A 17874-nucleotide genomic window follows, 5' to 3' on the forward strand; every position below is an offset into this window, starting at 1 on the left:
CTGTTCGATTGGCCTTTTCAGTGAATGAACTTGCTTTCTGCTAAATTTTAATCCAGTAATCTAGCATAATAAGATCCTTAAAGTTGGTTCGGTAAATTCCCGAATGCTGCCGTCTAGTCCTGAAAATTAGGGAGAGCCCCAATCCTTCTTAAATAAAATTAAATATCTAGTCCCTCTACCCAAGGATATTGTTTATCCCCGAATAGTGCTGCTTTGTTAAACCCGGGATGCTCTTCTATGTCTAGTGTACAGTTGGATAATTCGAGAAAATATTTACCTTTCGCATTTTCAATCCGAATATCCAGACCGCCTTCCAGTAAAATTTTTTTTAGTCGATAGATGGTCGTATAAAGATTCTGTTCAGCTTTTTTCAGCTCAATATTAGGCCATAATTTTTCTGTAAGCTGCCATTTTTCAATTCCATGTTTCCGGTATATGAGCATAAGTGCAAATAACTCTTCCACCTTTACTGTCGGCCATTTTAATCGCACTTCCCGGCTATTTTGAAAAATTTTAATATGGCCAAGGAGCTCGATTCTTAAGCCATCATTAGGTGCAATACTTGAATAAACTTTTCTTTTTTCAATGACTCGTTCCAGTGCTATGCGAATATCCTCGTCATCTGCTGGTTTCAAAAGATAATGGATTGCATTCAGCTTGAAAGCATCTACAGCATATTGGTTGTATGCCGTGACAAAAATAATTTCTATTTCTATGCATGTATTGAGAAGTTTCGTACCGAGTTCAATTCCATTCATACCAGGCATCTCAATATCCAGAAAAACGATGTCTGGTTTTAAATTTGGGATTTCACTAAGTGCGACAGCCGGTTTGTGAAATTGATCGACGACCGTGGCTAAGCCGGTACTCTCTAATTGTATTTTTAAAAAATTGGAGACTAACATTTCATCATCAACAATCACAGCTTTCAACAAAAAAAACGCTCCTTTCTTAATTGAAGGTATGGATATGTAATTCGCGCCCAGCCCGTTAATTATTGCCGCTTTTCCTCTATAGACAAAAAGCATTTGAGCAGGGCGCTTATATTTTTTAATAAAGTGGTATTTCAAATTTCATCTTCGTCCATAGGCTTTGCTCACTCTCAATTATTAATTGCGTACCGTAGTACTTCGTTAATCTTTTATTAATATTGGCTATCCCGATCCCGCGTTTTGTATGCTTTTTTGCATTCAATAAATCTAACACCTTTTCTGCTGGTATTCCTACCCCCGTATCAAACACACTAATCACTAAAGTTGAATGCTCTTTACTGATAGAAATGGTAATAATACCGCCGTCTTCTTTTGGATAAATACCATGGTTAATCGCATTTTCTACTAATGGCTGGATGGAAAGAGGAATAATCGACTCTGCTGATACATTAGGGTCAATATCATATTCAATACGTAATTTTTCTCCAAAGCGTTCCTTCTCGATCGCAATATAAGAATGTAAGAGCTTCATTTCTTTTTCGACCGTTACGAAAGTATCACGGGAATTAAATTCAAAGGATTGTCTTAAAAAACTACTGAAATGCGCCAATAATTGGGCAGCTTTTTTTCCGTCTGTATAACATAAAGACATAACACTCGTCAATGTATTAAAGAAAAAGTGCGGCTTGATTTGGGCTACTAAATACGCTTGCTCTGTCACATCTAATTCATGGGTTAAATAATCATTTGTTTTATAGGATTGGTTGACGCGGATCGTTAAATAAATGGCAAGAGCAATAGCATAAAGCAGGATGTTTAAAAAGCCGATTTCCAATTTTGTTGTTAATCCAAAACTATATAGAAGTAAATTGATATTGTATATATTAATATTCAAAATACTAAACATAATAATATTTAGCTGATAATCATTCGCCGCCGTAGTCTTCTTTATATAGAAGTAGGAAACTTTTATCATGATGTAAAAATAAGTGAAGCAATTTAATGAAATAAAGACAGGTAAAAAGGCGTGATAAAATTTCAATGGTGTCAATAAAATCACTAGAATATAAAGAGCATACGCGAAAATCAACGAATTTCTCAATCGATGAGTTAGTAATCTTTTATCGATCTGAGACCCAATGAGTATTAAGGAAATGGTCGCAAGAAAAATGGAGACGTCTTTAATTTTAAACATGACCTCAAAAGATAGACTTGGCAAGAGATAAAGAATCGTTCGTTCGCTTAAGCATAAATTAATCAATGCAAAAAATATACACGACAAAGCAAAGGAAAGAATGAAAAATTCCTTTCGGCGATATTTCTCCACAAGCAGATATAAGAGAATATATAAAAATCCGATCGTTAGTAATACAGTAATAATCGCTAACTCATAGAGTACTTTTTTTATGCTTTGGGTAACGATAGCCTCCTGTTCTCCAAAATAGAGGGAGTTTGCAACTCCCGCACTATTAAAGGAAAAGTCGGAAACTTGAATGATCACCTCAATCTGGTCAGTATCCGACTGAAAGAAAATCAACTTTGGGTAATTTCCTTCAATATAATTTGTCTCTTTCTTTGAGACAGTTCCCTCTTCGCTCATCAATTTCCCATTAATAAAAATTTTACTCGCACTGCGGATGTTCTGCTTCTTAATGCCGAGAACCTGTCCTATTGGTGCGTTTTTTATGACAAGTCTATAGGTGCCGGCTCCTTGTCTTTCTTCCGCAGCAGTCCAATTACCAGGAACATGAATCCATCTTGCATTTCCGATAATCCCGTTCGTAAATGCACCTGGCTCATACAACTTTCCTTCATAAAACTCCCATTTTCCATCAAGTGAAATCATTTTATCATCACGAAATGGCGTCTTGCTAAGGTCAAGGGACCCCTTTGAAGCAAAAGATGGTTGATCATTTTGTAATAAAAACAAAGTAAGTGCTAATAGAAAAGCAAAGAAGATGAAAGGGAATAAAACTTTCCTCTTTTTCAATCCCATACCTCCGTTTATCAATAAGAACTAAGTTCTAGTTTTATGTCGAACCTTGTAAGAATATTGTAAGAAAATTCTATTTGAAACATTAAACTACCTCTTTCATAATTGAATTATAGATTTATCTAGGTATTAAGTCTATAGTGGAAAATTTAATCAACTATAATATTTAGAAGGAGCGAAATAATGGCAGCATTAGAGATAGCCGATCCAAATTCATTGAACAATAAATTAAAGGGAATTGTATCAGCAGCAAGTTCAAAAATTCCAGTAGTAGGCGGGGCAATTAAAGTATTATTAGAAGCAATTTGGCCTACGAAGAAATTAAGTATTTGGGAATCTTTAAAAGATCAATTTTCTCATTTGGTAGATGAAAGAATTCTACAAAAGGAATTAGAGGAAAGGAAAAGTGAGCTAGATGGTTTGAAATCTTCAATGGAAAGCTATTTAAATGCGAAACCATCAGAACAAGCCGTTTGGCTGGGTGCCATGCTGACAACTAGTAATATCATTTTTGAGAAGCTTACTAAATCTTCGAACAAAATTCATCTAATTCCGCTAATTGTTGTTCATGCACACTTGCATTTAATTTTATTGCGGGAAAGAGTATTATTCGGACAAGAAATTTTCAAAGAGGATAATCACGAAGAATGGGAAAAAGAATTAATTAGTACCTATTCTAAATATAATAAATTCTTTCAAACTAGCACGCTATTTTATGATTGGAAAAAGTGGCGCGAAGAACAAATTACTTATAAAACATGGGTGGAAAGAGATTGGTATACAGCATTTGTAACGGCTAGTACGCTGGGTGAATTGAATGACCAGCTAAACAATGCTATCCATGCTAAGTTTAAAGTTGATTATGTAGATGTAGACACCTACTATAACCAAGGCTTACAAGCAATCCGTACTAATCTTGTCAATCAATCGTCTGCCGAAATGGTGAAAATAGTAGAACCAATTTTTTATCTTAACAAAATAATACCGGGCAGAGAAATGGAGCCGCCTGTTGTAAATCTTCACTTCGGCGAGTTATGGATTGGTCCTCAATCGATGTTTATTTACGATAGATCTAAAGAAGGATATCATATTTCCAGCGGTAGACTTGGTTTAGTGAAAACAGAAGCGAATGAAGATCTGCCGGGACGTATCAAGCAAGTGTATGTATACGTCAATGATACGGTTTTTGGTTTGAAATTTATATTTGACGATAATGGGATAAAAAGAGAGGGGAGTTTACTCGGAACAAAAGAGAACTGTAGATCTCATTTAATCAATGTTCCTGAAAACTCTTATATTACGGGAGTAACGACAGACATCTCTGAAGGCGTATTATCTAGTATTCAATTCCATTACTCTAATAATGAAAGCAGCGATATACTTGGAAATTCAAGTAAGACGAAATATAAAAATATTGCAACGATTAACAATGACAACTACATGTTAGTAAATACTCAAGTAGGTTCATTATGGAAATACAAAAGCGGTATTGAAGCAATTCAATTCCAATTTGCCCATATTGATTATGATTTGAAAGATGAAAGCGATCCGAACTTAGTTATCCATGAATAATGAAGGGATTATTGCTACTGAAGGACTTAATATAAAACTTTTGAATGGCAAGGTTTGCTAAATGCTAAGAATCTAATTATAACCAAGGAGTGAAAGAATTATGGATGAAGCTTACATAGGTACTATAGTAATTTGGCCCTTAGATTGGGCACCGGTGAATTGGATGCTTTGTAAGGGGCAAGAGTTACAAGTAAATCAGTATATGGCCCTTTATTCTTTAATCGGGATTACGTATGGAGGAAAGGCAAATGAAACATTTAATTTGCCAAACTTATGTGGACGAGTGCCGATTGGTGCTGGACAAGGGGAAGGGTTAACTAACAAAGAATTAGGAGAAAAAAGTGGGTTTGAAACGAATACAATCTCGAGTGCACAATTACCACCCCATAATCACAGTGCTGAATTAAACAATTCAAAAATTAGCAATGGAACAATTAATAATGGAAAATGGGACGTTACTATAAACGTACCAGCTAACGCAAAAAACGTGAAAGCGGATATTGCTAATCCAGGGCCAGATACATATTTAGCACAGGCAACTTATGGGTTAAATAACGGGTCAACGGCAAATATGTATACTAAATCTACTCCAGATATCACTTTAGGCCAAAGTCCTATTAAAGCAACAGGGACAATAGAAGGGACAATAAATGGAAATGTAAATGGAGAAGTTGTTATAAACAATACCGGTAATGGATTACCAGTAAATAATATGCAACCTTATTTAACATTAAATTATATTATATGTGTTCATGGTTTGTATCCACCTAGGCCTTAGAATTTAGAAAAAAGTTTAGTAACAGACATAGATTTTATTTGAGTATATATCTATGGATTGATAAATAAGGCAAGGCATAATAATCAAGTGGTTGAGTAATCTAATTAATTTAAATTCTGGGGGATATTTGTATATTTATGTATTACTTTTTTATTTTAACTTTAGAAAATTTAGTATTGAAAGATATAGTATGTGGGAGTGAGGTGAAGTAGAAGATGATGAAAAAGTGGTGTTTTAAAGTAAATGTGCTTATTACCTTAATTGTTTTATTGATTTTCCAAATAATACCCTTAAATGGCGTTGTGAGAGTTGAGAAAGTATATGCAGCAACTGAGATAAATATTGCATTAGGGAAGACTTATTCATCGTCAGGAAGCCAATTAGAACCATCGTATGCTTTTGATGGGTACAAAGACTATTCATCTTATAATGAAGGTGCATTTTGGGCGTCGGAAAATTTAGATAATAATAAACCGGAGAATCCGCCGTGGCTGCAAGTCGACTTAGGTAGTCCACACAATATTAATCGTTTTGTAGTAATAGGAAGTGGACAATTACCGAATGATAATACTGCAAAAAGTATAACATTAAAAGGAAGTCTTGATGGCATCAATTTTGAGACTATAAAAACTTCTAATGATGTGCCTTTTGATCCCGCTACTGGGCTAGTTATCCATGAAGATACATTTTCATCTCCTATTAATTATCGTTATGTTCGTATGGAAATAACAGAAGTTTCATTTGATGTTGTGGATATACCTTTTGCAGGCATACTTGAATTTGAATTATATGGACAACCTGCAACAGGAGATACTGTTGCACCGACTCCAGGAAACAATGGAACAATTTCTGCATCAAGTATTACTTCTTCAGGAGGTAAATTAAATTGGACAAAAGCTACGGATGACATTACTAAACAAGGAGATTTAGACTACCAAGTCTACCTATCTACTAATAGTAATTTTAATACAGTAGATGAAGTAGAAGGTGGTCTTCCATTAAGTAATGGATTTACAAAAGACTTGAATACGTTTGATGTCACAGGTCTATCACCAAACACAACGTATTATTTCAATGTCCTTGTCAAAGATGCTGCGGGGAATAAAAGTGTATATACAATACAGCAAGTTACAACGCAAGATTTAAAAAATAGTAATGCGGATTTGAGCTTTCTATCGTTAAATCCTATTTCTATAAATGAACCTTTTGAGTCTAATACAGTAAGCTATTCTGCCACTGTCCCATATGGAACTGCAGAAGTAGCTGTAAATGCTTTGGCAGCTGATTCAAATGCATCTGTAAAAATTATAGGGGTTTCCAATGGGAAAGTAACATTGGATGCAGATGGCTCAACGAATATCCAGGTGGAGGTAACTGCTGAGGATGGTACGGTTAAAACGTATACGATTGTGGTAACAGAAGCACCACCGTCCGATAATGCTGATTTGAGTGATTTAACGATTTCAACTGGTCCGTTAAATCCTGCTTTTAGTAAAGATGCAGTAAATTATACAGCGATTGTACCTTTTACGACATTTAACATGAGCGTTACCCCGACTTTAGATAATAGTAAAGCAACAATGGAGTTAATGATTCGTAATGGGTCGGTATCCCCAAATGAACCATTACTGCTTAATATGGGAAAGAATATTATTGACATCATAGTTACAGCGGAAAATCAATCAACAACGAAAACGTATACCGTTACTGTTTATCGATTATACCATCCCCCGTTAGTTACAGCAGATGATGATCAAAACATTATGATAGGTATTAATAATTCAATGGAATACCAAATCAACGAAGGTTCGTGGACAACATTTGATTTTGCGAATCCACCTGATTTGAGCGGGAATAAGACGGTGAAAGTCCGCTATCCTGCTGACATCTCAACTGGTCAACCTGCCAGTGAAGAAGCAACTTTAATTTTCACGGAAAATCCAAAGGCGGAAAGTGCACCTCCACATGTAACAGAGGCAACTACTGAGGAAGATATAATAAGTACAAGTGGGTTGGTGATTACACCAGATCCACAGGACAGCAAGGATGTAACACACTATAGAATAAGTGAAATTACTGGCGGTACGCTTTTCAAAAATGATAGTACTACTCCAATAGGGAATGAAGACTTTATCACAAAAGCAGAAGGGGAATTAGGATTGAAGTTTCGTCCAAATCCTGATGCAAATACGTTAGCAGGGGATAGTTTCTCCTTTAAGGTGCAGGCGTCATTAGACGGGACAGGCAAAGGATTAAGTAATGCTGCGACAGCTTCCATTACTATAACGGAAGTGAATGATGCTCCGATAGCTGCTGATGATCAGCTTTCAAACAAAGTAATGACTTCAGAGGGTATTGAAATACCATTTGAAGAGCTTTTACAAAATGATCAAGCGGGGCCGGAAAATGAAAATGGCCAAACGCTAACAGTTGTATCCGTTTCGGCTGCAGTTGGAGGCACAGTTCGTATTGAAGGTGGAAAAATTATCTTTACACCAAGCGGTACAGGAACGGCAAGTTTTAACTACACAATTCAGGATAATGGCACAACAAATGGGGGAGTCCATCCGGAAACTGCCGATGCAACGGTTCAGTTTACTGTCATTTCAAAACCGGTCATTCAGCTGGAAGGTAACACGAATATTTATACTGAATTAGGCAGTCCATATGTAGAACCGGGATATAGTGCAGCGGATGAAGCGGATGGAGACTTAACAAGTGAGGTAATTGTTACTGGAACGGTTAATAATAATGAGCTTGGTATATATCCACTGAAATATAATGTAATCAACAGCAGTGGTGTTTCTGCTGCAGAGGTAACTAGAAACGTCCATGTTGTTTCGGCAGAGTTACAAACATTAGCTGTGTCGTCAGGGAATTTAACACCTTCATTTAACTCGGCGCAAACGAATTATAATTTGATCGTACCATCCGATACGGCGAGTATTGATGTTTCGGCAAGTACATCGGATGGAACGGCAAGTGCTGCGCTAAACGGTATAGCAATCGGTAATAGCGGAGTTGAGTCTATTGCGCTGCAACCTGGAGTTAACACAGTGACAATAATAGTAACGGCTCAAGGTGGAATGACAAAAACTTATACAGTAGAAGTGACAAGAGAGTTCTCTAATACAGAAGCACCAGTGATTTTACATCAACCAGCTGACCAAACAGTAAGTGTAGGCAAATCAGCTGATTTATCTGTAAACGCTACGGCAATTAAGGGCGAGCTAAGCTATCAATGGTATTCAAATTTAACAAATAGCAATAGTAATGGAATATTAATTCCAGGAGCAACAAGTGCAACATACTCAGCTGCAACTTTAGTAGCCGGCACGTCGTATTATTATGTCAAAGTAACAAATACAGATAGTAGTGCTACAGGTAACAACACAGCTGAGGTAACGAGTGAAGTGGCAGCCGTGATAGTAAATGCAAAAAATACAAACGCTTATTTAGGTGATTTGTCTTTATCAAGCGGTGTGTTAAGTCCGATATTTACTAAAAACACAGAGACTTATACAGTGAATGTCCCGAATTCAGTGACTAACATTACATTCACATCAATAGTAGAAGATATCGGTAAAGCAACGGTCACAGTTAATGGCCAATCTTCAACGCCAGCTATCCCATTAATGGTAGGAGCCAATGTAATTCAAGTGGTTGTGACTGCTGAAGATGGGGTTACGAAAAAAACGTATACAATTACGGTTAACCGAGCACAGCCATCATCTAGTGGTGGAGGAGAAGGTTCTATACCAGCTCCGCAGCCAGGTCCAACGCCAACTCCCCAACCAACGACAGAACAAATCGTTGTAGATGTAGATGGAGATAACGGTTCGAATTTAACACAAACACCGATCACTCGTACCACAGAACCAAATGGTACAGTGAAAGATAAAGTAGTGGTATCAGATACAATCGCGAAGGAAACGGTTCAAAAAGCAAAAGAACAAGGTGTAGACACGGCGCGTATCCTTATTCCAGATAAGGAGGATAAAGTGGCAGAAGTGCTCGTTGAAGTTCCTAAAGCTGCATTAGCTGAATTGAATAATGGGAAGCTGAAACTTGAAATTGTCACACCAAACGCGGTAGTTTCGATTCCAGCGAAATCTCTTAATAATTTCAATGAAAACTTATACTTCCGTGTTGTCCCTATCAAGTCTGAAAGTGAAAAACAGCAAGTAGAAGATCGGGCGAAAAATGAATCATTAATCCAGGAAGCCATCGGAAATAATACAGTGCAAGTTATTGGCCGTCCTATGGAAATTGAAACGAATATGCAAAGCCGTGAAGTAACAATCGTGCTTCCATTAACGGCAAGTTTACCGACAAATGCAGCTGAGCGTGAAAAACTTTTAAATAACTTAGGTGTTTATATTGAACATAGTGATGGTTCAAAAGAGTTAATAAAAGGTGCTGTCGTAAAAATGCAAGATGGTTCGGAAGGTCTTCAATTTACGGTGAATAAATTTAGTACCTTTACTATGGTGTATTTAGAAGATTGGAAAGATAAAACAGCTGAAGAAACACTGCATACACCATATATCAAAGGGTATGAAAACAACGAATTCCGACCAGAAGCACCAGTCACTCGTGCCCAAATGGCGACAATGTTAGCCAGAAACATAAATGCAGCTCCTTCGACAGAAGCGTATAAAGATGTTTCAACAAAGAATGGGGCATATGCAGCGATTATGGAAGTGAAAGGTGCAGGCATCATGATGGGTAAAAACGCTTCAACATTTGACCCGAATGGCACAGTCACTCGTGCTCAAATGGCTGCAATTGTATATCGCTGGGTTCAAAACCAATGTGAACAAGATGACACATCCTATGCAAGCTGTGCAATGCTAACAAATATTCCAGCTGCAAACTTCAAGGATGTAAAGGATAGCCACTGGGCAAAAGAGGCAATGTACTTCACCAAAGCAGCAGGCATCATGGTTGGGGATAGTAAGGGGCAATTCCGACCAGAGGAAAACTTAACGCGTGCCCAAGCAGTGAAGGTACTTAACCGCCTATTCAAAAGAGGTCCACTAACAGGAATAACAACACCAACGTTCAAAGATGTCCCAGCAACACACTGGGCGTTTGACGAAATTGAAGAAGCTGCAAGAGAACATGCTTCTTCATTAGATATAAAAGAATAGAGGGCAAGTTCCTTGTCCCGCCAAAGCAGTTTTGAAAAGAATGTGCTCTATATTTGTAGATCATCCTTATATGAAATGTTTTAGATGTAAGGATTTAGGCAGATATTTAACGTACATAGCAGGAACCGGGCACTGAGTGTCGTTTTTGAGACAGTAAGAAAACACCTTATTAAACTGCCAGTTGGCGGTATTTTACCGGCGACTGGTTGTTTAATTTCGTTTGAATCCGGATATTGTTATAATAGGTAATATAGGTTTCGACGATTTGTTTTACGTGCGCATTTGTCGTACTGTAAATGTTGTCGAGATAGAACGTTTCTGACTTTAGCGAGGAGTGAAACGTTTCGATCGGGGAATTATCAGCGGGCGTGCCCTTACGGGACATGCTCATGGTAATTCCTTTTTCTTTTACGGCTTTCTGATAGGCGTAGGATGTATAGACAGATCCTTGGTCACTATGCAATAAACAATCTTTTGACAAGTTATCTAGCTGTTGAAGTGTATCTAATACAAGGGTAACATCTTGGACAGATCCAATCGTATAGGCAATGATTTCACCATTATAAAGATCCATTATGCTTGAAAGATACATCATAGATTGACCAAAAGGCAAGCACGTAATATCTGTCACGAGTTTCTGACATGACTTCGATGCGCCAAAGGCGCGTGCTAATTGATTTTCAGCCACATGCGTTGGCTGCCCAGTTCGCTTTCTCTTTTTTACTTTTACCCGGCAAGACCAACCGTATTTTTGCATGATGCGTTGGACTGTTTTTTCACTGATTCCTGGGAATAGTGCTGCGATTTTACGATAGCCATATCGGAATTTATGCTCGGCGCACACACTGTTTGAATCGGCATGATCTCCTTCAATTCATCTACTAATTCTACAATGATTTTCCCAACCACTTCCTCTCCAATTCGGCGTACTTTTTTAATACTTCAATCTGTTGTTTCAAATAGCGGTTCTCAACTTGTAGTCGCGCTTCTTCTGAATCATATTCTGGCCCTTTACCGAAGGTATATTGCTTACCTACTGGTTGATGGAAACGATGCATTTCTCCGTTTTTGTACCATTTCATCCAAGTCATTAATTGTGTTTTATTTTTGATATTCAATTCCTCCATTACCTGTTTAACCGAAATGCCTGCTAGTCTCATTTCGATTGCTTTCATTTTAACTTCAGCCGGATAACTTACTCTTGTACCCATAAAAAAACACCTCCACATTGATTTCCTGGTATTCAATACCCGTTTTCAACGTAAGGTGTTTTTAAATTGTCTCATTTATTTAGGTCAGTGCACCGGCCTTGTGCCGGTTCTTTTTTGTTCTATTATTTTTATAAAACACGGAGATAATCCGGAAGGGAACAGTTAGTTTTGTTCATTATATACCTCAGGAAGTTCCCGCTGCGTAAGAGAATTTGATGAATAGATTAAAGTCTAGAGCTAGATTTAGTTTAGCTAATGTATTTAGATGTTAAGGGAAAGGGTCATATTTTAATGTCATGACGTTTATCTCTCATATTAACAGAGCAATAGCTGTTTAGATATGCCATATAATTATCTGTTGCTTTGTTGAAAGTATGGACTAATAAGGTAAATAAACCATTAATACTACTAGACGATAATATTCTTCCTCGTTTATGATAGAGAGCAGTCTTTAATTAGCAGGAGGATTTAGAAGTTGACAAGGTTTTTATTGGTTGGAATGGTTTTGGGCAGTGCTATTTTGTTGAGTGCTTGTGGTGAGGATCAAGTACAGGAAGCGGAAATTGAAGAGCTGGAGGAAATTCAATCAGAAGAAATTCAGGAAGAGCCGGCCATCGAAGAAACAGCGGTTGAAGAGGTAGAATCACAGCCGGTTGAAGCAGAGCCAGCGGAAGAAGTAACGGAGCCGGTGTCGTCTGCTTATGGTACTTTGACTGAGGATACGGTAAGATCAGTTATTGGCGACTTTTTATATAATGCAGGGGATCTTCAAACATTATCCTTTCAAAATGGCCATATATCCATAGATGTAACGGGGCTGGGGTCAGCAGATGAGGCAGCAAATTGGTATATGCAGTTAAGCGATGAACTTCTATTTTATGATGGTCTACAGTCACTGACGGTTCAGTTTGCACCGTACGGCACAGTAGGCTTTAGTGTTAACGAAGCAGAGACAAGCGATTTCGGAGCATACTTTCCGTATGAAGAAATTGAAGAGCAATTAGGAATTACATACGATTGGTAGTCCCGAAGCGGAGAAAGGCCGAGCAAGAGAAGTACTCTTGTGAGGTCTTTTTCTTTTTATAGTAGTAATTTTAGAAGAGTGGTCTGTTAAATGGTTATATGAAGAGAGAACATGGGGCTTAATCAAAGACAGAAAAAGCATTGATTGAATAGGTAATTGCTAGATACACAAGGAAAAGAATTGAAAAGTCTTTTAAAAAAGCAAAAACTCCCCAGATCGACGCATCCGAGAAGTTTTGGCTAACCAAGAAATACATTCAATTGTAAAGGGCGGCAGATTGGCCAAAATCTGCGGCTCTTTTTTAGAAATGAGGAGATTTATCATTGTAAAAGTGGAATTGGTAAGTGCGATCAAACTAGATTCCTATACTTTTACGACTCATTTCTGACGCTTATTTTATTATATTAAGAAAAATATTTAAATGTGTAAAAAGACTCTTTTAAAAGGAATAAACAAGAATAATTATGGAATAAAATAGATATATTAATATAAAAAAAGAATTGTAATCATTTGCTATTTAATGAAAGTGGTTATTTATGGATTTATAAGACTTTTATACTGTATTAATATGTAAATTATCAAAAATGTAACTATATACTTTATTGCAACTATTATATATAATAGGAATTGTATGGTAAATATATTAATATTAAAAACTATAAAATGTCAAATTAGTTAAAAAAGGATTAAATAGAAATATAACCCTATAATATTACAGACGTGTTACAGATGGAAAATTTGTTTGATATTTTCCTAGAATTAGTACATAATTTCATTATTATCAGTGGAATAACTGGTAAAGTTTTTAGTGTTTACTAAGAAATGATATTAGGAGGAAATTTTCTATGGGTTACCAACAGAAATCATATAAGAAATTCGTTGCTACTGCAGCAACAGCTACATTAGTAGCATCAGCAATCGTACCAGTTGCTTCAGCGGCAGGATTCTCAGATGTATCTGCAGACAGCGAGTTTGCACCATTCATCAATGCATTAGTAGAAGAAGGAATCATCAACGGTTATGCTTCTGACAATACATTCCGTCCAAACAACAAATTAACTCGTGGCCAAGTGGCTATCATGTTAGGTCGTTGGTTAGAAAACAACGGTGCAACAGTACCAGCGGACTGGGCTACTAACCCACGTTTCAGCGATGTTTCATCTTCTAACGAAGAATTATCAAAATATGCTGCTTTAGTAAAAGACACAGGCGTATTCACTGGTGTTCAAGGGAAATTAAACCCAACTCAAAACATTACTCGTGAAAACATGGCAGTAGTATTAGACCGCGTTGCTACAGAAGTAGCTGGTGTATCTTTAGTAGAATTAGCTGAAGAAATCGAAGACGTAGAAGTAAAAGATTTAGCGACTGCTCAAACTGCTTACCAAGACGAAATCCAAGCTTTAGCAGATCTTGGCATCACTACAGTTTCTAACTTCCGTCCAAAAGAGCAAGTATCTCGCGCTCAATTCGCTAAATTCTTATACACTACTTTTGAAATCATTGAAGAAGTAACTGCTGCTCCAACAGCTGACGAGTTAAAAGCTGAAGTAGCTTCAATCGTAGGTACTTTACCAGCATTAAACACTATCACTGCTGACAGCGCAGCAACTGCTAAAACTGCTGCAACAGAAGCTACAACTGCTCTTGCAGAAGTAGAAAAAGTAATTGCTGACGGTAACTATACTGAAGCAGAAGTTACAGAACTTAACAAAGTAATTGCTGATGCAAAAGCTTCAATTGAAGCAGTAGTAGCGGCTGCTGATAAAGCGATCGAAGATGCAAAAGTATTAGCAGTAGAATCTGTATCTGCTCTTAACGCTAAAGAAGTTCAAATCAAATTCAATCAAAAAGTTAAAAAATCAACAGTAACAGCTACAGACATTTCTGTTACAGCGGTTGGCGGTACTACTGCTTTAACTTTAGATACAACTGTAGGCACTGACGGTTTTGAATTATCTCAAGACGGCAAAACAGTAACTGTACATTTAGCTAACGCTTTAACTAATGCTACAGGTTATGATGTTAAAGTTGATACTGGTGTATTAAACGAGAAAGGTGAAGGCTTAGAAAAGACTTCAGTTTCTACTTTCCAATTTAACGACACTGTAAAACCAACTGTAACTTCTGTACAATCAGTAAACGGTGATGTAGTTGTTAATTTCTCTGAAAAATTAGCTGCTACTGCTACTACTGTTGTAATCAACGGACAGTCTCACACAGTAACACCAACTGCTGGAGATACAAAAGTAACTGTTGCGAAATCAAACTTTACTGGAACTAAAGCTTTAGAAGCTGGTAAAAACTATTCAGTAGTAGTAGCAGGGGCTGAAGATTACGTTGGCAATGCTATGGATCTTTACTCTGGATCTGTTACTTATTCTGTAATTACTGATACTGTTGCTCCAACGGTTTCTTCAGTTAAAACAGAAGGAGAAAAAACATTTACAGTTACTTTCTCTGAAAAAATTAAATTAGCAGGTGCTACACCAGTAGCTAGTGATTTAGGTTTAGTGTTAACTACACCAACAGGTACAACTTTCACACCTTCTATCACAACAAAAGATAACCAAACATTCACTGTTGATTTAGGCGCTTCACCATTCACTGGTTTAGCTACTACTCAAAATGTAATTGCTACATTCACTGGTTATAAAGACGAAGCATTAAATGTTGGTACAACTTCTTCACAAACTCTTGCATTTACAAAAGATACTACTGCACCTAAATTAGTAAATGCTGAGTTTAATGCTAACACTAAGAAATTTGCTTTCAACTTTGATGAAACATTATCTACAGGTTCTGTAGTTTCATCAGCAAGCGTAACAATCGTTGACAATGCTACTGGTAAAACTGTAGCAACTGCAGTTGATTCAGCAGCTGTTGAAGCAAACTCTAAAACTGTAGTATTTGACAACAGTGCTGCAGGTTTAAACTTACCTGCTGGTAGCTATACATTCTACTTTGCTGCTGGTGCTGTAACTGATGCAGCTGGCGCAGCTAATACTTCAGCAGCATTCACAACTAAAGTGACTGTTACAGGTTCAGTTGCAGTTAAGCCTGCTGTGACTTCTGTATCAGCTGATGCAACAAACACTATCACAGTTACTTATGATGCAGCAAAAACTGCAGTAAAAGGCGGAAATGTTGCAGGTTCAGCAACTGATGCGGCTAACTATAAATTAAATGGCCAAGCATTACCAGCTGGTTCTGTATTAACAATTGACCCTACTAACCAAGTAGTTACTATTAAAGTGCCAGCAGGAGCAATTGACACAACTGCTGTACAAATTTTAACTATCTCTGGCGTTCAAGCGTTAAATTCAAACGCTACAATCGAAACTATTAATACTACAGTTTCATTAACAGATACTAAAGCTCCAGAAATTAAAACAGCTTCAGTGAATGCTAATGGTGACTTAGTACTTACATTCAGCGAAAGCATTAACGGTACAACTACAGGTACAGGTACTCAACCAGTAATTGGTGACTTCATTGTAGCAGTAGATGGTACACAAGTAGCTTCAGGTTTAACAGTAGCTAACGGTGCAGCAGATAACCAATTAATTATTAAATCTGCAGATGTAAGCTTCGCAACAGGTACAATTACTGTTAAAGCTACAGGCACAACAACTGGTAAAGATGCAGCTGGTAACTCTATTTCTACAGTAAACACTGTTACAGCTACTCGCTAATTAAAAGAAATATAACTGAGGTATAGGTAATCAATTATCAATACTTAAGTATGAGAAAAGCTTATTGGGAGAAATCCCAATAAGCTTTTTTCTATTGTTTGTATATGAATTTTATGGAATATAATCTTTCTACCGTTAGCATTGTAAGTGATGAATAGTAGAAAATAGAGATACAGTTGTTGAGATAATAAAGGTTGAGGTTTTGAGACAGATAAATGAAGTTAAAGATTCTATAGCAAACCACCCAAAAATATACTATCATGGATAAGTCGAACAAATTACATGGAGGTAATATTTTGAAAAGGGTAGTTATATTGGCCTTGTTCCTTATCTTTGTCGGTGTGCAGCAGGCGGATGCGAATGTAGCGCGGACAAAGGGGGAGCGGGAGCCGACGTTTTTCATCACACAGGCATCAGCGCCAGTGTATGATGAGTCGGGTGAGGTAATTGGGAAGGTTTATAGTAAGCAGGATTATTTTTATGATTCGAAGTCGGCGGACTGTTATTACATAGAAATTGAAAATCATCTTGGATGTGTTCCTGCGAATGTTACAAAGCGGGGGAGCACAATGATGATTCCGGAAAAGCTCAATCGTAAAGGGCAGATGATTTATACGACGAAGAAAGTGAACTTTACGGATGAAAGGGGGCAAATCGTTTATATGTCACAGGCGAACAGACGCCATTATGCCTATAAAGAAGATAAGAAGTATTATTATGTGGAAGCAGGCGGTAGAACAGCATTAGTACCGAAGACGCATGCGGCGGTGGATAAGGGTATCCCGGTCCTGATGTATCATCATATTTTAAAGGACAGTGAAAACAAAAAGTACCGCACATCTACAACGATAACGGATGTACAATTTGCAAAGAATATCAGCATCTTAAATGAAATGGATGCGCAGACAATTACGATGGATGAGCTGTATGACTTTTTACAGGGAAAGCGGAATCTTGGGAAAAACGCAGTGGCGATCACGTTTGATGATGGATTGTTGTCGAATTTGATTTATGCTTATCCACTCCTTCAATCACATAATATGAAGGCGACGAATTTCCTTATTACTTCCCGTGTGATGGACACGCCGCAGTACTTCTATGCAGATAATCTGCAGTTCATCTCGAAGGAAGAAATAGAGTGGTCGCAGGATGTGTTCCAGTATGAAGGGCATACTCATGCACTTCACCAAATCGTGGATGGAAAATCGCTTGTCGTACAGCAGACAATAAAGTCATTAAAGCAGGATTTAGCCACATCTCAGGCGATAGTGCCGCAGCATTATTTCGCTTATCCGTTTGGCCAGTATAATGCAACGACAAAGCAGGTACTGAAAAATATGGGTTACAAGCTCGCCTTTACAACGAAGACAGGCTATGTAAAGTATGGGGACGACCCGTTTGCTTTAAATCGGATCGGTATCGAGCCGAAGACTACGGAAAAGCAATTTAGACAGTATTTATCCTATTAAACTGTCAGATAAAATCTACAGTCAGCGCTTGCTGCTGTAGGTTTTTC

Annotated in this window: 8 protein-coding genes and 1 pseudogene; 6 read left to right on the plus strand and 3 right to left on the minus strand. The window is 37.4% G+C overall.

Going from position 1 to position 17874, the window contains the following annotated elements; all coding sequences use genetic code 11:
* Positions 1–158: 158 nt before the first annotated feature.
* Positions 159–935: a response regulator gene (locus AA0Y26_RS02495; protein ID WP_413364816.1), complete on the minus strand. Its 777-nt coding sequence runs from the start codon at positions 933–935 to the stop codon at positions 159–161.
* 115 nt (positions 936–1050) lie between these two features.
* Entirely contained in the window at positions 1051–2922 is a 1872-nt protein-coding gene (locus tag AA0Y26_RS02500; protein WP_413364818.1) for a sensor histidine kinase, read from the minus strand.
* Between the two features lie 186 nt (positions 2923–3108).
* On the opposite strand from AA0Y26_RS02500, the gene AA0Y26_RS02505 reads away from it, so the two are divergent.
* From AA0Y26_RS02505 to AA0Y26_RS02515, 3 genes are all read left to right on the plus strand, one after another.
* Complete coding sequence (locus AA0Y26_RS02505) at positions 3109–4497, plus strand: insecticidal delta-endotoxin Cry8Ea1 family protein (RefSeq protein WP_413364820.1); 1389 nt, start codon at positions 3109–3111, stop codon at positions 4495–4497.
* A 100-nt stretch (positions 4498–4597) separates the two neighbouring features.
* Positions 4598–5275: a phage tail protein gene (locus tag AA0Y26_RS02510; protein WP_413364822.1), complete on the plus strand. Its 678-nt coding sequence runs from the start codon at positions 4598–4600 to the stop codon at positions 5273–5275.
* Between the two features lie 215 nt (positions 5276–5490).
* A complete protein-coding gene (locus tag AA0Y26_RS02515; protein ID WP_413364824.1) occupies positions 5491–10428 on the plus strand; it encodes a DUF4073 domain-containing protein in 4938 nt (1645 codons plus the stop codon).
* Between the two features lie 169 nt (positions 10429–10597).
* On the opposite strand, the pseudogene AA0Y26_RS02520 reads toward AA0Y26_RS02515, so the two are convergent.
* Positions 10598–11639: pseudogene (locus AA0Y26_RS02520) on the minus strand (IS3 family transposase).
* A gap of 475 nt (positions 11640–12114) precedes the next feature.
* On the opposite strand from AA0Y26_RS02520, the gene AA0Y26_RS02525 reads away from it, so the two are divergent.
* The 3 genes from AA0Y26_RS02525 to AA0Y26_RS02535 all read left to right on the plus strand — a co-directional run bounded on the left by AA0Y26_RS02525 (position 12115) and on the right by AA0Y26_RS02535 (position 17827).
* Positions 12115–12663: a hypothetical protein gene (locus AA0Y26_RS02525; protein WP_413364826.1), complete on the plus strand. Its 549-nt coding sequence runs from the start codon at positions 12115–12117 to the stop codon at positions 12661–12663.
* Between the two features lie 845 nt (positions 12664–13508).
* A complete protein-coding gene (locus AA0Y26_RS02530) occupies positions 13509–16358 on the plus strand; it encodes an S-layer homology domain-containing protein (RefSeq protein ID WP_413364828.1) in 2850 nt (949 codons plus the stop codon).
* Between the two features lie 296 nt (positions 16359–16654).
* Positions 16655–17827, plus strand: a complete 1173-nt coding sequence (locus tag AA0Y26_RS02535; protein WP_413364830.1) for a polysaccharide deacetylase family protein — start codon at positions 16655–16657, stop codon at positions 17825–17827.
* Positions 17828–17874 lie beyond the last annotated feature (47 nt).

It is taken from the genome of Lysinibacillus canaveralius (assembly GCF_047301505.1).
In the GTDB taxonomy this organism is placed as follows: Bacteria; Bacillota; Bacilli; order Bacillales_A; family Planococcaceae; genus Lysinibacillus_B.